Here is a 21796-nt window from a genome sequence, read left to right on the forward strand (position 1 = left end):
AGAACTTGAAAAGATCGGAGCTATCCGGTCTTTTTCTGGAGGATAGTAAATGAATTTAAATCAATTAGATATTATCGTTTCAAATGTTCCCCAAGTATGTGCTAGCTTGGAGCGTATCTTGGACAAAAAGGCGGACTATGTTGACCAAAGTTTTGCTCAGTTCACGATTGGCAGTCACTGTCTCATGTTATCCCAAAATCATTTGATTCCTTTGGAAAATTTTCAGTCAGGAATCATTCTACACATTGAAGTTGAAGATTTGGAACAGAATCAAAAGCGTGTGAAAGAATTAGGGATTGAGATTTTACATGGGCCAGTTGTAACTGATTGGGGAACCGAATCCCTGCTAGTAAGTGGCCCTGCTGGTCTAGTGATTGATTTTTATCGTATGAAATAGGAGGCGTGGTCATTTAACGTCAACCTTAGCTATTCTTAAAATAGAATTTGAGAAAATGAACTATAGAAAAGATCGGAGCCATCCGGTCTTTTTTATTAAAGACAAAATCTTCTTTGAAACTTTCCTTAGGTGAGTACGGACGTTAGGTGAAATTATCCAGTGGATGATTTCAGCAATCCAGGAAGTTCCATGACTAAATCAAGATACTAAGGGCGTCTTCGGATAAAGTCAAAATAGGAAGTTTGACGCAGAATCTTTTGATTCTAGGAAAGCTTATCTTTTTGACACAATCCGCAGCCAGTGTTCAATTAGTTTTGAACCTAAAGTTTCAAAACTCCCGAGTGCTAGAAACAATCGTGTTTCTAGCACTTTTCTCACGGCGGAAAGTTTCAGTAGATGATTGAATAACTCTAACGAATAAAATTTTTCTATTTTAACAGAATTTATTAGATTTAAGAAAGACCAATATTTATATTTGACAAAAAATAATTGGTATGCATTTTAAAAAATCGGAGTCCTCCGGACTTTTTGTATTGCGCGTGAACAAAAACAATCTTAGAATAGTATCAGTTTTTCCTAGGATGTTGTAAGATTTTCTGGTTAGAGAAGGGTATAATAGAACTATCAAATCAAGTGAGGTAGAGAGATGACCGATAAACTTCAATTTCCAGATGGTTTTCTTTGGGGTGGGGCGACGGCTGCTAACCAGTGTGAGGGAGCTTATAATGAAGATGGCCGTGGCTTGGCCAATGTGGATGTGGTACCGATTGGTCCTGATCGTCACGCCATTATTACGGGTCAGAAAAAGATGTTTGACTTTGAAGAGGGCTATTTTTATCCGGCTAAGGATGGCATTGATATGTACCATCGCTACAAGGAAGACATTGCCCTCTTTGGGGAAATGGGCTTTAAAACTTATCGCTTGTCCATTGCCTGGTCTCGGATTTTCCCCAAAGGGGATGAACTGGAGCCAAATGAAGCAGGTCTACAGTTCTATGAAGAGCTCTTTAAGGAGTGCCACAAGTATGGCATTGAACCCTTGGTGACCATTACCCACTTTGACTGTCCCATGCATTTGATTACCGAGTATGGAGGTTGGCGTAGTCGCAAGATGTTGGAATGTTATGAACGTCTTTGCCGGACCCTCTTCACTCGCTACAAGGGCTTGGTCAACTACTGGCTAACCTTTAATGAGATCAATATGATCCTCCATGCGCCTTTTATGGGAGCGGGTCTCTGCTTTGAAGAAGGAGAGAATGAGGAGCAAGTCAAATACCAGGCGGCTCACCATGAGTTGGTCGCTTCAGCCATTGCCACCAAGCTAGCCCATGAGATTGATTCCAACAATAAGGTCGGCTGTATGCTGGCAGCAGGGCAAAACTATCCGCATACCTGTGCTCCGCGAGATGTCTGGGCTGGTCTAGAAGAAGACCGCAAAAACTATTTCTTTATCGATGTGCAGGCGCGTGGGGAATACCCAAACTATGCTAAGAAAGAGTGGGAGCGTCAGGGAATCACGGTTGAGATGACCGAGCAGGACCTTCAATTATTGAAAGAACACACGGTAGACTTTATTTCCTTCTCTTACTATGCCAGTCGGGTCGCTTCAGGTGATCCAGCTGAAAGGGAGAAAACAGCGGGCAATATCTTTGCCTCTCTGAAGAACCCCTACCTAGAAAGCTCGGAATGGGGTTGGCAGATTGACCCTCTTGGTCTCCGCATTACCCTCAATACCATCTGGGATCGTTATCAAAAGCCGATGTTTATCGTGGAAAACGGATTAGGGGCAGTTGATACACCAAATGAAGCAGGGGAGATTGAGGATAATTACCGGATTGACTACCTGGCTGCCCATGTCAAGGCCATGCGGGATGCCATCCATGAAGATGGTGTTGTCCTCTGGGGCTATACGACTTGGGGCTGTATTGACCTGGTCTCTGCCGGGACTGGAGAAATGAAGAAACGCTACGGCTTTATCTATGTTGATCGGGACAATGGAGGAAAAGGAACTTTAGCCCGCTCACGTAAGAAATCCTTCTATTGGTACAAAGAAGTCATTGCGACCAATGGAGCTTCTGTCAACTAATGCAACACTCGATTAGGAAGAAAGTTCTTCTTGATCGAGTGTTTTCTTTGCATTTTTCATTGACGAAGGAGCTTTTATTTGATAGGCTAGGGTAATAGAAATGATTTGGAGTTCAAAGGAAAAAGGAGCGAGGCAAGTGGCACGGATTTTATTAATCGAGGATAATAATGATATCCAAGAAATTTTATACAGTCTCTTAAGTGAAGATCATGAGGTCCTTCAGGCTTTTTCAGGTACAGAAGGGCTGCGGCTCTTCCAGCAAGAAGCCGTTGATTTGGTCCTCCTAGACATCATGCTTCCTGGGAAAAATGGCGATCAGGTCCTGGAGGAGATCCGTTTGCAGAGTCAGGTGCCGGTCATCATGATGACGGCTCTTGGAGACAAACACCTCATTAGCCAGTACCTCCTTGCCGGTGCCAATGATTATATTGTCAAGCCCTTTAATCTGGATGAAGTGGCGGCTCGGGTGACGGTGCAGTTGAGAAATAACAACACTCCGGCACAGGAACCTCCATCATCGAAAAAGCTGACTTTTAAAAATCTGGTCCTGAACCCAGAAACCTTTGAACTGGAGTCTGGCGAACAGACGCTTCGCTTGGGCAAAAAAGAATTTCAAATTTTTGAGACCTTGCTGGCACATCCAAAGAAAATTTTCACCAAGGAAGAATTGTATGAGGCGGTCTGGGAAGAAGTTTATCTGCCTGGAGACAATACCCTTAATGCCCAATTGAGTAATCTCCGGAAGAAAATTGCCCAGCTTGATCCTAATGAGGATTACATTGAAACCGTCTGGGGCTTGGGTGTTCGCTTGAAAGGAGACAAGTAATGTGGGGATTGGTTCTAATTCTAGTCGTCCTTGTCCTTCTCTTGGGACTTGGCTACCTTCGCCTACTCTCTGCTCTCAAAGATTTGCAGGAGCAGATTCAAAAGAAGCTCCAAAATGGGAGTGGGGTGCGGTTAACGTCACGTGTTTCAAAAAAAGAAATGGTCGCCTTGACCAAGCAGGTAAGTGATCTCTTTGAACAGATCGAGCGGACCAATCGGATTGCCTTTCAAGAGAAAAAGACCTTGGATATGGCCATCAGTAATATTGCTCATGATATCCGAACGCCTTTGACCATTGCATCGGGCTATACCCAACAAATCATCAAGGGTGGGACGCAGGAAGAGGAAAAGCTGAAGAAAATTGCTTCCAATCTTCAAGTTGTCTCAAAACGCCTGGAATCTCTCTTGGAATACAGACGCTTGATGGAGGGAGCTATTCAGCCTCGGCTTACAGACGTTAATCTCAGCCAAGTCCTGACCCAGCAGTTGTTCCAGTATTATGATAGCTTGTCTGAGGCGGGGATTGCCTTAGAAGTGGAGATAGAGGAGCATCTTCATTATGCTACGGATCCGGAGCTTTGGGAGCGCCTCTTGCAAAATATGCTCAGCAATGTCCTCAAACATGGAAAGGAGCAGGCGCGTTTGACCTTGATGTCGGACGCGGACACGATTCGGGTAGAGCTGCGCAATATTGTGCAACAACCGATTCAACATTTAGACCAACTGGCTAGTCGATTCTACTCTGAAAATCTGTCGGATACAGAAGAGTCTTCTGGCTTGGGTCTCTACATTATTCAAAATTTTGTAGAGATCTTAGGGGGCGACTTGCAACTGGCAACAGAGGCAGATTGGTTTGTTTTGACCATTACACTAAGAAAAAAGGCTTGAGCATCGCTCAAGCCTTTTTGTTATAAATCTTTGTGTTTGAAAGTAGCGAGTCCTAGGAAGCCGAAAACAAGGATGAATCCAAGGGAAATCGAGAGAGTGTTGTTCGTTGCTGTTGTGCTCTGTACCATGGAATATTGGAACTCCAAGTTTAGATAGTGGAGAATGTCAATATCTTTAAAGAAAAGCGCAGGAAGGCTTAAGAGGATATTTCCAATGAAGTAGCCGACGAAGGCCAAGGTGATGGATTGGCTAGCGTAAAGGAGGAAGGAAATGATACTGACCCAAGCTAAGGTGGAAAGGAACTGAATCAGCACGGTCAGTCCAAAATGAGCAAGGAAGTGCTCTGGCATGGTTCCAAGTCCATTGTAGAGGGTCGCGATTAAGAAGACGAGACCATAAGAAACAAGAAATTGGAAGAGGGCAATGGTCAGGACAACGGCGCTTTTAGCAAAGTAGTAGCTGGTGCGCGAAACCCCATAGGCCAGATTATTCTTGTATAAGTTTTGCGTTAAGTCTGTTCCTAGAACCAAGGTGATGACAATAATGGTAAAGAGGATAGTCACACTGATGCTGGAAGAGTAGTTGGTCAAGGCTTTAAAGCCCGTCCAAACTTCGGTCGCTTGGGGTAATTTGGATTCCGTATTGACGCCGACGTGGCCGGTAGCTCCAAAGATGACTCCAGACAGGATGTTGAGAACGAGAATGGCTTCTGTAATCCAAAAACCTTTTGAGCGAAAAAGTCTGTAAAAATCTGCTTGAATGGTATGCAACATGATAAATCTCCTAAATGAAATATGTGGGATAAGTAATGCAAGACGGTGGGTTGACTAGTCTACCAAGTCCGTAAAGAATTTTTCCAGATCTTGGCGAGCATAGTAGATTTCATCCACGTCAATATCCTCTTGAACGAGCGCTTTGACAATGACTTTAATATCGTGAGTCTGTCCAAAGATATGGATTTCTCCATCCTTATCGATGACCTTGATACGGTGATGGAGCTGATCCTGGATCAGTTGACTGGCAAGAGCTAGTTGGCTAGTTTTGAGGATGATGTAATCTTCTCCTTGTTCTTCGAATTCAGCCTTGCTAATTTCTTTGATCAGGCGTCCTTGGTCGACAATGCCAAAGCGATTGGCAACCAGATAAAGTTCGGAGAGGATGTGACTGGAAATGAGGATGGTCATGCCGAGTTCATCGTTGAGGCGCTTGATCATCTGACGGAATTCCTTGATTCCGACAGGATCGAGACCATTGATGGGTTCGTCCAAAATGAGGAAGTCGGGCTTGGCAATGAGCGCAATCGCAATTCCCAACCGTTGTTTCATCCCGAGTGAAAAATCGCGGAATTTCTTCTTACCCGTATTATTCAGGCCGACATAGTTCAAGGTTTCTTTGATGACCTGGTCGGGATTGGGGATATGGCGTGCCTTGCAATAGTAGATTAGGTTTTGATAAGCGGTCATATGCTTGTGAGCCACAGGACTTTCAATGACAGATCCGACCCGTTTCAGGGCTTGTGTCCACTGAGAGCGATTCGTGGAAGCGAAGAGGGAGACGCTTCCATCAGTTTCTTGAATCAGCTGGGTGATGACCTTGATGAGGGTGGTTTTCCCTGCCCCGTTTTTACCGATGAGGCCGTAGACGTCGCCTTTGCGAATGGTGAGATTCACATCATTTAAGGCGTATTGTTGACCGAACTTTTTACTCAAATGGGAAATTTCTAATACTTTTTCCATGGTTTTCTCCTTCGTCCAAATGACTAGTTGTTTTCTTTACACTCTTAGTATACAGCTTGCTTTTCAAATAACTATCAAGCAATTCTAAAATATTTCTAAAAAAATGACTAACCTTTTAAAAGTTAGCCGTGACTTTAAGAATAAGTTTTCTTAGAGGCTTTCCTTAGGTGAGTACGGACGTCAGCGAACTTCGAAGAAGTTCCATGACTTAGTTTTGGACCTAAGGTTCCAAAACTCCCGAGTGCCTGAAACAATTGTGTTTCAGGCACTTTTCTCACGGCGGAAAGCCTCTAGATATTCATGCATAACTTAAAAATATAAACATTTCTTGATTTTTTAAGTTATGTAACATGAAAAAATACGTTATCTACATTAAGAGGAACTGTTTTTTAAGCTAGCCTCTTCATTTTTAAATTCACCAACAAACTCCTTGATGGCTTCTGCAAGTTCATGGGGTTTCTGAGTATTGAGTAGATGGCCCCCGTCTGCGATTTCTAGATAGTGACCTTTAGGCAGGAGATTGGCCAACTTTTTAGAAGAAGCCTGATTGGCCCCATCCTTGCTGCCGCAAATCACTAAGCTAGGAAGAGGGCAAGTTTTAGCGGTATCGGTTAGATTGAGGCTTTTTAATTCGGTAAAGATTTGCAACATGTGCTGTTTATTGGCCCCCTGCTTTTCAAAGACATGTTTGGGAATCAGACGAAAAAGGAGAATTTGGAGCCTATAGAGGAGATTGGTGTTGAGTTTGTATTGCGTCCCTGAAAGCACCAAGCCCTTGAGTTGTGGCAAGTCTCGGCTGGAGAGATCGAGAGCGAGAACGCCTCCCAGTGAGAGTCCAACCAGAATAAAGGGCTCGCTTTCTTGCTGGAGGTGCTCCGTCAATCTTTCTTTGGCCTCTTGGTAGCTTTCGCTTGGATGGGAGAAAATAGCGAAAGATTCAGATTGCAAGGGGGAAAGTGCATCTTGGACCCCTTGCCAAGAGTGAGCATCCTGGCCTAGGCCATGTATAAAAATAAGTTTCATTCTGATTCCTCTCTAGTGAAATCGAGTGGATAGAGGCCACGCAGGGCATTACAGGCATAGACTTGGTCAGCGACTCCTAAATCCTTCAGCGTTAACAGTTTTTCTTCTACTTGTCCAGTTTCTAAGAGATGGCGGCGGTAAATCCCGTCGAGGATAGGGAGGTGAGCTGGTGGGGTATAGAGATTACCCTTGATTTCAAGGATGAGATTGCCAATTGTCGTTTCTAACAAGCTGCCATCAGGAAGATAGAAGATCTGCTCGTGATCTTTAGCTACTAGATGGGCTCGCTGGCTAGTCTTAAAATAAGTAAATGGCTTCGCTAAATCAAGCTTTTGCTCGGTCAGTTGAGCCTGCAGATAGCTAGCTGGCAAGTCCTTCAGTTCGGTGATAGCCAGCTGGAAGGACCCGTTTTTTTGCAAGGCAATCCGACAACGATAGTCAAGGTTGGAATCACAACGAGCAAGCTCTTCTTGAAGTTCTTTCAGGAGTTTTGGCTCATCATAAGGGTAGGCAAAGTAGCGGCTGGCCTCTCTCAAACGGGTCAGGTGTTGCTCCAGGAAGGTCAGTTTTCCTTGGTGGATGCGGCCGGTCGTCAGGAGCTCAAAGCGAGGCTCTTGTCGGTAGAGGACTGCTGATTTTTGCTTGGTCTCTCGGTATTCACTTTCCCATTTGCTGTCCCAAGTGATGCCTCCACCTACGCCATAGATGGCTTGATGCCCTTGCATTTGGAGGGTTCGGATGGCCACATTAAAAATTCGTTTACCTTTTGGAAGAAGGATACCGATCGTTCCACAGTAGACGCCACGAGGAGCAACCTCTGTCTGTTGAATAATTTCCATAGTAGAAATCTTCGGTGCCCCTGTGATAGAACCACAAGGAAAGAGGGCCTGGAAGGTTTGGACTAGGTCGACTTCGGGGCGCAAGCGACTTTCAATGGTCGAGGTCATCTGCCAAACAGTAGAGTATTGCTCAACCTGGCAGAGACGGGTCACCTGCTCACTTCCAATTTCCGAAATCCGGTTCATGTCATTGCGGAGGAGATCGACAATCATCATGTTTTCTGCTCGATTTTTGGGATCAGCTTCTAGCCAAGCAGCCTCTTGAAGATCTGTTTGGTTGGTAAGCCCACGACGAGTCGTCCCCTTCATAGGGCGCGTGGTCAGTAGCCTGTCATCTTGTTTAAAAAAGAGCTCAGGACTAATAGAGAGGATGGACACATCATCGTGCTGAATGAAGGCATTGTAATGGGCCCTCTGTTCTACCACCAAGCGATTGTAGATGGCCAAAGGGTCAGCTTTTAGCTCTTGAGAAAGCTGGACAGTGTAGTTGACCTGATAGGTATCCCCTTGGCGGATGTGGTGCTGGATGGTCTCGATGGCTTTTTGATAAGCAGGCGCCTCTACCTCTTCCTGCCAATTGGCTGGAAGATCCACTGCCTCGTAGTCCTCTGGGAAAGGAAGGGTTTCTACTTTTTCGTGGATGGTGAAATAGAGGAGATACTCTCCCATGAGAGGTGCTGGGTGGACGGCTAATTTTTTCTCAAAAGCAGGAGCGGCTTCATAGCTGACATAGCCTACGGCATAAAAACCAGCTTCCTGATAGGCTTCCACCTCTCTCAGAAGAGTCTCTACTTGGTCAAGGTCTCTTGTTTTTAATTCCTTTAGCGGCTTGGTGAAAAGCTGTCGCAATCCAAGCTCTTTAAAATCAATAATTGTTTGTTTATGCATGCTTTGAGTATATCAAAAATAGAGGAAAAAAGGTAGATAAGGAGGCAAGGATTCCTTGCTTGGTCCTCTCTTTCATGCTAAAATAACCATAGAATCTGCATTTGGCGAAGGAGTAGGACCATGAAAAAGAATTCCCTCTATAACACTTCCAGTATTAGTCTTTTTCAATACCTCTTTGCGATTGCAGTGATTTTGGTGCATAGTGGTCGCTTAACTTCCTATGAGCCAGTGCATTTTGGCCTTAAGAGTATCCTTGGACGGCTAGCGGTGCCATTTTTTATCGTCTGTGCCAGCTTTTTCCTCAAGCCATCACTAAGAGATGCAAGGAAAATGAAGGCCTACCTGGTCAAAATCGTAAAAACCTATTTATTTTGGAGTTGTGTCTATCTTCCCTATGCCTGGGTCTTTTTTTCTAGTCTCCATCTCCCTGTCTATCTCTTTCCAGCAGGCGTTCTGATTGCTCTGCTCTATCTGGGAATGTGTTACCAACTCTGGTATATCCCTGCCTTTTTGCTGGGCCTGTTTTTGGTCAATCAATTGGTCAAACGCTTAGGTATGGTTTGGACGGGGGTGATCACCTTTCTTCTTTACTGCTGGGGCTTGATCGAGACCTATTCAGCTTATCTGGACACCACGAGTCTTCTCGAGGGTTACCAGCTCTACAGCAATTTATTTTTTACAGCTCGAAATGGTCTCTTTTACACGCCCATTTTTATCTTTATGGGTTACTATCTCTATGATCATTTTCATGCACAAACCTTTAGGGTTCACCGTTGGGAAAAGCTATCTCTCGCCTTTGGCTTGTTCTGTATGGAAGGCATCATCATTTTTCAACATGAAGGAATCGATAAGAACTTTTACTTGCTCCTTCCCTTTGTGACGGTCTATTTGGTTAATGCTTGTCTGCGATCGTCCTTTTTGAAAAGCTATGATTTACAGTACTTAAAGCAGATGAGCATGGCGCTTTATTTTTCGCATCCGATCTTTATCGAATGGGCTCGCTATGGCTTTAGCAATGTCCCGCTTTCTTATCCAGACAGGGGCAAGTTGATTTTTGTGACGGCCTTGTTGGGAAGTCATCTCTTTGGATTGGTCATGCTCTCTTATCACTCTTGGCAAAAAGAAAAGAAAAACAGAAGTCTTGAAAAGGAAGTTCTCTAGAGAGACTTTCTTTTTTATTTTAAGGGAGACTGATAGGTCAGCTGAGAGTTGCAATTCTTTTCCAGTTTGGTTATGATGTAAGGGATTACAAGTGAAACCAAAAAGGAGAAGCGCATGAAGAAAAAATGGTGGCATGATGCCGTGATTTATCAAATCTATCCCAAGAGTTTTTTAGATAGCAATGGAGATGGAATCGGTGACCTCAAGGGGATCATCAGTAAGCTGGATTATTTGGAGAAGTTAGGTATTACGGCCATTTGGCTGTCTCCTGTCTACCAAAGCCCTATGGATGATAATGGCTACGATATATCTGATTACGAGGATATTGCTTCCATCTTTGGCACCATGGAAGATATGGAAACATTGATTGCGGAGGGGCAAAAGCGCGGTATTAAGATGATCATGGATTTGGTGGTCAACCATACATCTGATGAGCATGCTTGGTTCATCGAGGCCAAGGAAAATCCAAACAGTCCAGAGCGAGACTACTATATTTGGAGGGACCGACCCAATGATCTTGTCTCTACCTTTAGTGGTTCAGCTTGGGAATTTGATCCGGCTTCCCAGCAGTATTATTTGCACTTCTTTAGTAAGAAGCAACCAGACCTGAATTGGGAAAATGAGACCCTTCGGCAGAAGATTTATGACATGATGAACTTTTGGATCGACAAGGGGATCGGTGGTTTTCGGATGGATGTCATCGACATGATTGGGAAAATTCCTGATCAGAAGATCGTAGCCAATGGTCCCATGCTCCACCCTTATCTGAAAGAAATGAATCGAGCGACTTTCGGGGATAAGGATTTGTTAACGGTCGGGGAGACCTGGGGAGCGACACCTGAGATTGCTAAGCAATACTCTGGTCCTGACAATGAAGAATTATCGATGGTCTTTCAATTTGAACACATTGGGCTTCTCTTCCAAGAGGGTCAGCCCAAATGGCACTATGCGAAGAAGCTTAATGTTCCTAAGTTGAAAGAAATCTTTAACAAGTGGCAGACGGAGCTGGGCATGGACGAAGGCTGGAACTCTCTCTTTTGGAACAACCATGACCTCCCTCGGATTGTTTCTGCCTGGGGAGATGACCAAGCCTATCGGGTGAAGTCCGCTAAGGCCCTAGCTATTCTTCTTCATTTGATGAGAGGGACACCTTATATCTACCAGGGGGAAGAGATTGGCATGACCAACTATCCTTTTAAGAGCCTGGACGAAATCGAAGATATTGAATCTATTAACTACGCCAAGGAAAGCCTCGAAAAGGGAGTGAATCTCGACACCATTATGGACCAGATCCGACATATTGGCCGGGACAATGCTCGAACCCCTATGCAGTGGTCCAAGCACCCACAGGCTGGTTTTACAACCGGTCACCCTTGGCTAGCTGTCAATCCAAACTATCAGGAAATCAATGTAGAAGCGGCTTTGGCTGATCCCTCATCCATTTTTTATACCTATCAACAATTGGTTGCCCTCCGTAAGGAGCAAGACTGGTTGATCTCGGCAGACTTTGAGCTACTGGATACAGTCGACCAGGTCTTTGCCTACCAACGAGTAGATGGGAATCAACGCTATTTGATTGTGGTCAATTTGTCTAGTCAAGTTCAGAGCTTTGAACTGGAGGAAGACTATCAGGAGGTCCTCATTAGCAATACCAATGTAGAGCAGGTCAAACAGACAAAAGTATTGGAACCTTGGGATGCTTTTTGTGTGCAACTAACTTGAGCATAAGTTCCTACAAAAAAAGAAGCGGATAGCTTCTTTTTTTGTTTTAGAGGGGACGAGGACTGTCCAATGGGAGGGGGGCAGTCTGTCTGGTAGAAGCCTTATAGTTATTTTTTATAAGGACTATTAGTTCTGGTCAATGGCAAGCGGCGAAAACCCTTGATCTATAAGGTTATAGCTTCTGGCTATACCATAAACCATTGAAAAGCAATTATACAGAAGGGGCTTCTTCTGATAAGATAGACTCAACTTGAATTTTTGGAGGACAAAACATGTCAACTACAATCATCGGATTCCCTCGTTTGGGTGAATTCCGCGAACTAAAATTTACAACTGAGAAATATTTTAGAAACGAAATTACAGCTGAAGATTTGTTGGATGCTGCAAAAGAATTGCGTGCCAAACACTGGAACATTGTCAAAGAAAAAGGCATTACTGAAATCCCATCAAATGACTTTTCACATTATGACAACTTCCTAGATGCAGCCTTCCTTTTCAACGTGGTTCCTGCATCGGTTCAAAACTTGGACTTGTCTGACCTTGAACGCTACTTCGCCTTGGCGCGTGGTTACCAGGGAGAAAAAGGGGATGTGCGTGCTCTTCCAATGAAGAAATGGTTCAACACTAACTACCACTATATCGTTCCAAAATTTGAAAAAACAACAGAAGTCAAATTGGCTGGTCACAAGATTTTTGATGAGTACCAAGAAGCCAAAGAATTGGGTCTCGATACTCGTCCGGTTGTGGTTGGGCCATTCACTTTCCTTCAATTATCAGACTTCGAAGAAGGCGTAAAAGCAGAAGACTTCGTGGATAGCTTAGTGGCTGCTTACCAAGATGCTTTTGCTAAATTGGCTGAACTTGGTGCAACTCGTATCCAACTCGACGAAGCTGCTCTTGTCAAAGACTTGACAGAAGAAGAAAAAGCCTTCTTCTTGAACATCTACAACAAGCTATTGGCTGACAAAAAAGGTCTTGAAGTCTTGCTTCAAACTTACTTTGGTGATGTTCGTGATGTCTACAATGACCTTGTGAACTTGCCAGTAGATGCGATTGGTTTGGACTTTGTGGAAGGGAAGAAAACTCTTGAACTCGTCAAAGGTGGCTTCCCAGCTGATAAGACTCTTTATGCAGGTATTGTCAATGGTAAGAACATCTGGCGCAACAACTACGAAGCAAGCTTGGAAATCTTGAAACAAGTACCAGCTGAAAACATTGTTTTGACAACTTCTTGCTCACTGCTTCATGTGCCATTTACAACTGCCAATGAAGACTTTGAACCAGCTATCTTGAACCACTTTGCTTTTGCAGTTGAAAAATTGGAAGAACTTCGTGACTTGGATGCTATCCGCAATGGTCAAGGTGAAGCAGCTCTTGCAGCAAACAAAGAACTCTTTGCGACTGAACGTGTCGGAGCAAATGCGGAACTTCGTGCGCGTATCGCTGGATTGACTGATGCAGACTACACTCGTTTGCCAGCTTTTGCTGAACGTGAAGCAATCCAAGAAGATGCCTTCAAACTTCCAGCCCTTCCAACAACAACCATCGGATCCTTCCCTCAAACGAAAGAAGTTCGTGCGAAACGTTTGGCCTTCCGTAAGGGTGAATTGTCACAAGAAGAATACGATGCCTTCCTTGCTGAAACCATCGACGAATGGATCAAATGGCAAGAAGAAGTTGGATTTGACGTGCTTGTACACGGTGAATTCGAGCGGAATGACATGGTTGAGTACTTCGGTCAAAACTTGTCCGGTTACCTCTTCTCTAAGAATGGTTGGGTACAATCATACGGTATGCGTGGGGTGAAACCACCAATCATCTGGGGGGATGTGACTCGTCTCAACCCAATCACTGTCAAATGGTCTAGCTACGCACAAAGCCGTACGGACAAACCTGTAAAAGGTATGTTGACTGGACCTGTTACCATCCTTAACTGGTCATTCCCACGTGAAGACATCTCTATCAAGGATTCTACTCTTCAAATCGCTCTTGCGATCAAGGATGAAGTTCTTGATCTTGAAGCTGCAGGCGTGAAGATCATCCAAATCGACGAGGCTGCTCTTCGTGAGAAATTGCCACTCCGTCGTAGCGACTGGTACGAAGACTATCTTGACTGGGCGATTCCAGCCTTCCGTTTGGTACACTCAACAGTAGCACCAGACACACAAATCCACACACACATGTGTTACTCAGAATTTACAGATATCATCCCAGCCATCGACAACATGGATGCAGACGTCATCTCATTTGAAGCGAGCCGTTCAAACCTTGAAATCTTGGACGAACTCAAAGCGAAAAACTTCCAAACAGAAGTTGGACCTGGGGTTTACGATATCCACTCACCTCGTGTGCCTAACGAAGGCGAAATCGATCACACTATCGAAGCGATCCTTGCCAAAGTACCAAGCAGAAAAGTTTGGATCAACCCTGACTGTGGTTTGAAAACACGTGGAATTAAAGAAACAAAAGAAAGCTTGATCCGTCTTGTAGAAGCGGCAAAAGCTGCTCGTAAAGCGCTATAAAGCAAGTAGAAATTCCTAAGCTTGCTCGATAGCAAAAAAAATTGCTCAATCAAGAAAGGAATACATTTGATGACTAAGCAAACACCGTCGCTCTCCTTTGAGGTTTTCCCTCCAAATCCTGAAGTAGGCAATGCCAAGCTCTTACGTGCCTTGGAAAATATGCAGGAATTAGCTCCACACTTTATCAGTGTGACAGCTAGCAATAATAAATACAATATCAAAGAGACGACGGTTGCTTTAGCCAATCATATTCAGAATGAATTGTCTATTCCGACCATTGCCCACTTACCTGCCATCTATCTAAGCAAGGAAAAAGTAGCAGATACCCTTCATGAATTAGATCAAGTAGGGGTTCATCGGATTTTGGCCCTTCGTGGTGATATTATTCCTGGTATTGAGCCTTTAAAAGACTTTCGTTATGCAACGGACTTGATTGAATTTATTAAAACAGAAGCTCCTCACTTTGATGTGATCGGTGCTTGTTACCCAGAAGGTCACCCAGATTCGCCAAACCAAATTTCAGATATTCAAAATCTGAAAAAGAAAGTGGATGCTGGATGTTCGAGCCTAGTGACTCAGCTTTTCTTTGACAATGAGCGTTTCTACGATTTTCAAGATAAGTGTACCTTGGCGGGAATTGATGTTCCCATTCATGCAGGGGTGATGCCAATTCTTAACAGAAACCAGGCCCTTCGCTTGTTGAAGACTTGTGAAAATGTTCATATCCCACGGAAATTCAAAGCCATTCTGGATAAGTATGAACATGATCCAAAATCCCTTCGTGCGGCTGGTTTAGCCTATGCGGTGGATCAAATCGTTGATTTGGTTACTCAAGATGTAGCAGGAATTCATCTATACACGATGAATAATGCAGAAGTAGCTCATCAAGTGCATCAGGCTACGGAAGCTCTCTTCCACCACAAAACCAAACTTGAAGTGAGTTGAGAAATCAAAAAATAGGGAGAAGAACAGAGGGAATTCAAAAGTACCCTCTTGCTCCTCTCCCTTTTGATTTTTTTGTTTAAGAAAAATACATGCGAAGATACACTTTTTTATAGTAATCCTAAAAATCGGAAGCTTAGATCTTGTTTGACAAGCCGATATCACGATTTACGATGCACCAAATCTAGATTATCTCTTCTATTTCTTCGCGACCAACCTAGTGACAGATGTCTATAAAAATGGTAAAAAAGTGATTTAATCCTCTCGTTTCAAATGTGACCTAAATAGAAAAAAATCCCCTCATCAACTGATTCTGATGAGGGGATTTTAGTGCTGAGAAAAGTATTTCCAAAGGGAGTTGGAAAGCTTTAAATTCCAACCTTGACATCTGGGAATCTCTCAGATACCTGTGCAAAAAGAGTGTAGAGTTGTTCTTCAGCGTTCTTCTTATTCTTAATGGCTAGGCGGTGCTGTTTCTTTGGTTTGTCCTTGCGGATGTAGCACAATTGGAAGATTGAGCGAGCAATCCCTGATTGACGAACTCGAGTGACATGTAAGTATAGTTGTTGAACCTCTCGTAAATCAATCGTTTGCGTTCCTCTGAAATAGGTAATCAAATGATTTTTGTACAAGATAACTTTTAAGTCTTGATTGTAGTAGCTGGCTTCATCAGACAGGCGGGACAGATCTCCTTGGAGTTCGGGATAGTTTTGGTGGAGTTCCTGATAGGAAGCAATGGTCCGTTTCCGTACGGAGAAGCTGGCTACGACCATTATGATAGAAAGTCCAGCAAGAGCAGCTGAACCAATTAAGAGGAATAAGGAGTCTTTGTTGTACTCTGTGAGGCTTAAGTAATAGCTGGTCGTCATATTAAGTGACACGACAGAAGTCGGGTCGAGAAGGGAATGGATGTAGTCGCTATAGCCGACAAGGCGACCGTTACGAGACGTATTTTTGCTATCCTTTGCCAAAGGGGCTAATTGCGTTCCTTTTAGTCGATAAGGTTTGGTCAGCAGTTCCCCATTTTTTGCCTTATCAACGATTTCTTTAATCGTCGCATCGTCTTTTTTGGCTTCGATCCCTGCAAACTTACCATCGTTTTGGATATCGTACTGGACGATATAGAGGACGTGGCCGTTGTCCACAGTTCCGACAGGTTCTCGTGTAATATCATAGACTTGCATCGTTACAGGGTCCCCAGACTTTTCTGCCTTCGCAAAGCTAGTGGAAGGGTTCTGGCGTCCCATCCATAATGAAAATACTAATCCTGCGAATGCAAGGAAGACAAGGGCAAGCACCAGACCTGACACAAATCCTTTATTGCGTTTTTCCTTTATCATACCGATCTCCTTTAGTTTGATATCTAAAGTATATCATGAAAGATTTTATGTGACAAGGAAATTTATAGATAGCTGATTTCAAAGGCTTTTTGAGAGGTTTAAGCAAAAACTTGTTTGTAAAATGATTGAAAAATGCTTTGATTTTAAAAGAGATTTGCAACTTTTTATAAAAAACTATATTTTTTTTAATTTTTTCTATATACAAAAAGCTAAATTATTGATAGAATAGAAAAGAATTGAATTAAATTTGGTTCGCGTTCGTTCTGTCTTCATATGAATGAAACAGGATGTTTATAACCTAAATACTTGCACTGGATTCTAATTCATCAGAATCATAGCTAGAATTTGAGAGGAGACAATATGACTGTTGATTTTAACAGCAAAGCTTACTTGGATAAAGTGGATGCGTGGTGGCGTGCAGCCAACTACATTTCGGCTGCTCAAATGTACTTAAAAGACAACCCATTGTTGAAACGTGAAGTGGTTGAAAACGACTTGAAGGCTCACCCAATCGGACACTGGGGAACTGTACCAGGACAAAACTTTATCTATGCTCACTTGAACCGTGCCATCAACAAATACGACTTGGATATGTTTTACATTGAAGGACCAGGTCATGGTGGACAAGTTATGGTGTCCAACTCTTACTTAGATGGTTCTTACACAGAATTGAATCCAAATATCCCACAAAATGAAGAAGGATTTAAACACCTATGTAAAATCTTCTCATTCCCAGGAGGGATTGCCTCTCACGCGGCACCTGAAACTCCAGGATCTATCCACGAAGGTGGAGAACTTGGTTATGCTCTTTCTCACGCAGCTGGAGCTGTTTTGGATAATCCAGATGTGATTGCTGCAACCGTAATCGGTGATGGCGAAGGAGAAACTGGTCCATTGATGGCTGGTTGGTTGGCTAATACCTTCTTGAACCCAGTTAACGATGGTGCTGTTCTTCCAATCTTCTACCTCAACGGTGGGAAGATCCACAACCCAACGATTTTCGAACGCAAAACAGACGAAGAATTGGCCCTCTTCTTTGAAGGTCTTGGATGGAAACCAATCTTTGCAGACGTAACGGCTATTTCTGACGACCACGAAGCAGCTCATGCTTTGTTTGCAGAAAAATTGGACGAAGCGATTGAAGAAATCAAGAAAGTCCAAGCAGAAGCTCGTAAAGGTTCTGCAGAAGAAGCAACTCAACCAGTATACCCTGTCTTGATTGCTCGTATTCCTAAAGGTTGGACTGGACCAAAAGCTTGGGAAGGTACACCAATCGAGGGTGGATTCCGTGCTCACCAAGTTCCAATCCCAGTAGATGCTCACCATATGGAGCATGTGGATGCTCTTCTTTCATGGTTGGAATCATATCGTCCAGCTGAATTGTTCGACGAAACTGGTAAATTGCTTCCTGAAATTGCTGAAATTGCACCAAAAGGTGACCGTCGCATGGCTATGAACCCAATCACAAACGCAGGTGTCATCAAACCAATGGACACTGCTGATTGGAAGAAACATGCCTTCAAGATCGAAACACCAGGTGCTATCATGGCCCAAGATATGATCGAGTTTGGTAAGTATGCGGCAGATCTTGTGGATGCGAACCCACATAACTTCCGTATCTTTGGACCAGATGAAACCAAATCAAACCGTCTTCAAGAAGTCTTCACTCGTACAAGCCGTCAATGGTTAGGACGTACGAAACCAGACTACGATGAAGCTTTGAGCCCTGCTGGACGTGTCATTGACTCTCAATTGTCAGAGCACCAAGCAGAAGGTATGCTCGAAGGATATGTCTTGACAGGTCGTCACGGATTCTTCGCTTCTTACGAATCATTCCTTCGTGTCGTGGACTCTATGATTACTCAACACTTTAAATGGTTGCGTAAATCTAAGACTCACACGACATGGCGTAAAAACTACCCTGCCTTAAACTTGATTGCGACTTCAACTGTTTTCCAACAAGACCACAATGGCTACACTCACCAAGATCCAGGTATCTTGACTCACTTGGCAGAAAAAACTCCAGAATACATCCGTGAGTACTTGCCAGCAGATACGAATACGTTGCTTGCGGTGATGGACCAAGCCTTCAAGGCAGAAGATATGATTAACTTGATCGTTTCTTCTAAACACCCACGTCCTCAATTCTACTCAGCTGATGAAGCGGAAGAATTGGTTCGTGAAGGATACAAGGTGATCGATTGGGCATCAACTGTTTCAGCAGATGAAGATCCAGATCTTGTCATTGCAGCTGCAGGTACAGAGCCAAACCTTGAAGCTCTTGCAGCCATTACAATCTTGCACAAGGCCTTCCCAGAATTGAAGATCCGCTTTGTCAATGTGGTAGATATCTTGAAATTGCGTCACCCATCCGTCGATGCGCGTGGACTTTTAGATGAAGAGTTCGACAAAGTCTTCACAACTGATAAACCTGTGATCTTTGCCTTCCACGGTTATGAAGGCATGATCCGTGACATCTTCTTCAACCGTCACAACCATAACCTTCGTGTACATGGTTACCGTGAAAACGGAGATATCACAACACCATTCGATATGCGTGTCATGTCTGAATTGGATCGCTTCCACTTGGCACAAGATGCAGCCAATGCAGCTCTTGGAGCAGAAGCAGCTGAATTCGCAGCTCAAATGGACGAAACAATTGCCTTCCACAATGCTTACATCCGTGAACATGGTGATGATATTCCAGAAGTACACAACTGGAAATGGGAAAACGTAAATAAATAAGTTTATTTCAAAAGAAATCAGAAGTTATTCTGATTTCTTTTTTGATAGATAGTATTGTAAAAAATCTAAAAGCTCTTATCCATAATAATTGGATAAGAGCTTTCAATATTAAGTACTTAACTTTGTTTTCTCCACCCAGACACTTCGGACAAAGAAGATGCTGATGAGGGCAAGGGCTAGGAAAATCCCTGCGACATAATAGTAGGGTTGGTCGAGAGTTGTTGAACGACCAGAGAGGTTAACAATGCCTCGGTAGAGGACTCCAGCAGTTGCCGTGGCAACTGCTGAGTTCCAAAGATTGAGAGTGAGTCGAGAAAGGCCTTTTACCACTAGTTGCAGAGCCACTAGCAGGGTGCCGCCGATCAAAGGAATCAAGAAGAGGTAGTGCATGAAGGCAGAGGTTTCGCCAAAACTAAAGTGTTCGTAGATGCGACTTCCGACGAAGAAGAAAGCTGTAATCAGAGTGTACCAGAGGATGGTCTTTTTCAACCGTTGTTTGATAGGATTAGTAACCGATGTAGACAATGTCACTCACCGCCCTTTCTGAGATAGTACCATTTGTAGTTGGTTTGTTAATAACTTGGCCATTGAAGTAAAGTGTAGAAGATCCACCACCATCCAGGTTGTAGGCTGTTTTGACGCCGTACGATTTCATCACTTCCGCTAATTGGTAGAGAGAAAGCCCTTCACTCTCTGAAGTCCGGCCGTCCGAGACGACAATGATGTAGTGGTTTTCATCGATGATCCCAATGGCAGTACGTGGATTAGACGCCATGGATTGTCCCACCTCTGAGTTCGTATCGACAGTAATTACTCCATCTTCAACCAAGGAAGGTCCGAAGGCAAGGAGATTAACAACCCCGTCTTTGACCAACTGATCCGCAGTGATTTCATCTTCGTAGATAACCTTGAAGGAACCATCTTTATAAATCGCTAAGTCGCCATTGCTAGAGTCTTCGCGAACCGTATCGCGGTAGACACTCCATTTCGGATGACATAGCCGGTGCTATTAGCACCGTAGTAGTCTCCATTGACGGCTAGAATAGCATTATTTTCAGCTGCAGTGACGGACGTCTTAGCCGTCACGTTTGTCCCGTAGGTATTTTGAGCAAAAGCAGTTTTTAGATAGTCAGAAGAGCTAACCGTAATATCTGCAATGTAAACTTGAGTGTTTTCAACTGTTGTTTCTGTCAGGCTCACCTGGATATTGTCATCGGAGTAACTGGTATCTGTAGTAGTAGCAGAGGCTGCTGCCTCCTCAGCCGCCTTGGTATCAGTGGTCGTAGCTTTGACTGTTTGGATAGCATCCGATAAGATAAAGGTCTTGAGCATAGAATAGCTGAAGGAGCTTGTTAGCAGGATGCCGAAACAAGCAGCATAGGTATACGATTTTTTAAAGAATTTCATGAGTGGGTGCAGTCCTTTCCTTGAAAATGATTTTTTTCTGAATCAACCATGAGACGACGAAGAGCAAGAGTCCGACGATCACTTTGCTGAGGAGCAAATGGAGACCAAAGCTTGTATAGAAAAGTCGAATCAAGAGGGTATCGAGAATAAAGAGTCCAATCGCAAGTCCCAAGTAACCACTTCCGGTTCGAGCCAGGCTGTCTTTGTTCTTAAAGACTAGACGTTTGTTGGTCGAGTAGTTAAAGATGGAGCTGGCCACACGAGCGATCCCGTTTGCAAGGAGGATCCGAAGACTAATCGGCACAGCCAACATCACGAAAAGGAAGAAGGCATAGACCAGGTAATCCACGATAAAGCTACTCAGGGAAGAGAGGGCAAACTTGAACATGTCCTTGTAGATCATGAGACCGTCGCGAATAGGACGGAAGTGGGACCCTTCATTGTCATTGATATAGACTGTTTCAATCGGAACTTCCAAGATGGGAAAGGCCTTGCTAGCTGCGAGGAGCACATTCATTTCGTACTCATACCGTTGTCCCTCGATATCTAACATAAAGGGGATCATGTTGGTTGTAAAGGCTCGAAGGCCAGTCTGCGTATCTGTCACAGCGACCCCTGTTTGTTGCTTGAACAAGAAGCGGGTCAATTTATTTCCAAAAGCAGAACGCAAAGGAACCTTGCCTGAAAAGGCGCGTGCCCCTAGAACCAATTGGTTCGGATTTTCTTGTGATTGATTGGCTACGCGGAAGACGTCCCAAACCTTATGTTGACCATCAGCATCAGCGGTGATGACTGTTCCATATTGCCCTTGCTCTTGAATGTAGGTGTAAGCTGTTTTGAGCGCCCCTCCTTTTCCAAGGTTGGTTTCGTGGTGAAGGACTGTAGCTAGTCCGTCTAATTTTTCAAAAATCGCTTGGCAGTCCTCAGAACTACCATCGTCCACAACGATAATGGAGAAGTTACATTTTTCTCTCAGTTTATTTACCAGTTTGAGAAGTTTTTGATCGGGTTGATAAGCGGGGATGACTAAATAATTCATAAGCGTTCCTCGTTTCTTGTTTGTGATGAAGGTAGTATAACGGCCCTTTCTTAAAGCTAACTGATATCAGTTTTCTTTAAGGAAAGGGAGAGATTTCCTTGTTGTAAAAAAGGAGAGAAAATAATAGAAGAAAAATAAAACTTTTCGAAAAGAATGTAGAGAAGGTATTTTTACTTGCCTTCTATCCCAAAGTCTGGTATAATAGTTTCTTGTGAGCAAACCTCACTTACCCCTTG

Annotated in this window: 16 protein-coding genes and 1 pseudogene; 9 read left to right on the plus strand and 8 right to left on the minus strand. The window is 43.7% G+C overall.

Features of this window, described 5'->3' with window-relative positions; genetic code table 11:
- Positions 1-49 precede the first annotated feature (49 nt).
- The 4 genes from H8S88_RS00720 (at position 50) to H8S88_RS00735 (ending at position 4196) form a co-directional block, all read left to right on the plus strand.
- A complete protein-coding gene (locus H8S88_RS00720; protein WP_048688664.1) occupies positions 50-397 on the plus strand; it encodes a VOC family protein in 348 nt (115 codons plus the stop codon).
- 646 nt (positions 398-1043) lie between these two features.
- Positions 1044-2483 (plus strand): 6-phospho-beta-glucosidase, encoded by a 1440-nt coding sequence (locus H8S88_RS00725; RefSeq protein ID WP_048690322.1) that lies wholly within the window; start codon positions 1044-1046, stop codon positions 2481-2483.
- Between the two features lie 136 nt (positions 2484-2619).
- Complete coding sequence (locus tag H8S88_RS00730) at positions 2620-3309, plus strand: response regulator transcription factor (protein ID WP_048690324.1); 690 nt, start codon at positions 2620-2622, stop codon at positions 3307-3309.
- Positions 3309-4196: a sensor histidine kinase gene (locus H8S88_RS00735; protein ID WP_048690320.1), complete on the plus strand. Its 888-nt coding sequence runs from the start codon at positions 3309-3311 to the stop codon at positions 4194-4196. Before H8S88_RS00730 ends, H8S88_RS00735 begins: the two co-directional genes overlap by 1 nt.
- Before the next feature lie 20 nt (positions 4197-4216).
- Here the strand turns inward: H8S88_RS00735 and H8S88_RS00740 are convergent, their stop codons facing one another.
- From H8S88_RS00740 to pabB, 4 genes are all read right to left on the minus strand, one after another.
- On the minus strand, positions 4217-4969 hold the full coding sequence (locus H8S88_RS00740) for an ABC transporter permease (protein ID WP_048690317.1): 753 nt from the start codon (positions 4967-4969) through the stop codon (positions 4217-4219).
- 54 nt (positions 4970-5023) lie between these two features.
- Entirely contained in the window at positions 5024-5932 is a 909-nt protein-coding gene (locus tag H8S88_RS00745; protein ID WP_048690315.1) for an ABC transporter ATP-binding protein, read from the minus strand.
- Between the two features lie 372 nt (positions 5933-6304).
- Complete coding sequence (locus H8S88_RS00750; protein ID WP_048691170.1) at positions 6305-6955, minus strand: alpha/beta fold hydrolase; 651 nt, start codon at positions 6953-6955, stop codon at positions 6305-6307.
- Positions 6952-8682, minus strand: coding sequence for an aminodeoxychorismate synthase component I (gene pabB / locus H8S88_RS00755; protein WP_048691168.1), 1731 nt, complete (start codon positions 8680-8682; stop codon positions 6952-6954). Before pabB ends, H8S88_RS00750 begins: the two co-directional genes overlap by 4 nt.
- Before the next feature lie 120 nt (positions 8683-8802).
- Between pabB and H8S88_RS00760 the strand changes: the two genes are divergently transcribed.
- The 4 genes from H8S88_RS00760 to metF all read left to right on the plus strand — a co-directional run bounded on the left by H8S88_RS00760 (position 8803) and on the right by metF (position 15032).
- Complete coding sequence (locus H8S88_RS00760; RefSeq protein ID WP_048691166.1) at positions 8803-9843, plus strand: acyltransferase family protein; 1041 nt, start codon at positions 8803-8805, stop codon at positions 9841-9843.
- A 114-nt stretch (positions 9844-9957) separates the two neighbouring features.
- Complete coding sequence (locus tag H8S88_RS00765; protein ID WP_048691163.1) at positions 9958-11565, plus strand: glycoside hydrolase family 13 protein; 1608 nt, start codon at positions 9958-9960, stop codon at positions 11563-11565.
- A 272-nt stretch (positions 11566-11837) separates the two neighbouring features.
- A complete protein-coding gene (gene metE, locus H8S88_RS00770) occupies positions 11838-14087 on the plus strand; it encodes a 5-methyltetrahydropteroyltriglutamate--homocysteine S-methyltransferase (protein ID WP_125334875.1) in 2250 nt (749 codons plus the stop codon).
- A gap of 69 nt (positions 14088-14156) precedes the next feature.
- Positions 14157-15032 (plus strand): methylenetetrahydrofolate reductase [NAD(P)H], encoded by an 876-nt coding sequence (gene metF / locus H8S88_RS00775; protein ID WP_048789789.1) that lies wholly within the window; start codon positions 14157-14159, stop codon positions 15030-15032.
- Positions 15033-15397: 365 nt separating this feature from the next.
- On the opposite strand, the gene H8S88_RS00785 is transcribed toward metF, so the two are convergent.
- Entirely contained in the window at positions 15398-16369 is a 972-nt protein-coding gene (locus H8S88_RS00785; protein ID WP_048789790.1) for a hypothetical protein, read from the minus strand.
- Between the two features lie 360 nt (positions 16370-16729).
- Here H8S88_RS00785 and H8S88_RS00790 point away from each other — a divergent pair, with 360 nt between their 5' ends.
- Positions 16730-19114, plus strand: coding sequence for a phosphoketolase family protein (locus H8S88_RS00790; protein ID WP_236127814.1), 2385 nt, complete (start codon positions 16730-16732; stop codon positions 19112-19114).
- Positions 19115-19222: 108 nt separating this feature from the next.
- Here H8S88_RS00790 and H8S88_RS00795 read toward each other — a convergent pair whose 3' ends face one another.
- The 3 genes and pseudogenes from H8S88_RS00795 to H8S88_RS00805 all read right to left on the minus strand — a co-directional run bounded on the left by H8S88_RS00795 (position 19223) and on the right by H8S88_RS00805 (position 21560).
- Complete coding sequence (locus tag H8S88_RS00795; RefSeq protein WP_082162676.1) at positions 19223-19639, minus strand: hypothetical protein; 417 nt, start codon at positions 19637-19639, stop codon at positions 19223-19225.
- Positions 19620-20521, minus strand: a pseudogene (locus H8S88_RS00800) (phosphodiester glycosidase family protein). Before H8S88_RS00800 ends, H8S88_RS00795 begins: the two are co-directional and overlap by 20 nt.
- On the minus strand, positions 20508-21560 hold the full coding sequence (locus H8S88_RS00805) for a bifunctional glycosyltransferase family 2/GtrA family protein (protein ID WP_048789793.1): 1053 nt from the start codon (positions 21558-21560) through the stop codon (positions 20508-20510). The pseudogene H8S88_RS00800 and the gene H8S88_RS00805 overlap by 14 nt, the downstream one beginning before the upstream one ends.
- Between the last annotated feature and the right edge of the window lie 236 nt (positions 21561-21796).

This window comes from Streptococcus sp. GS001 (assembly GCF_021595565.1).
Lineage (GTDB): Bacteria > Bacillota > Bacilli > Lactobacillales > Streptococcaceae > Streptococcus > Streptococcus xiaochunlingii.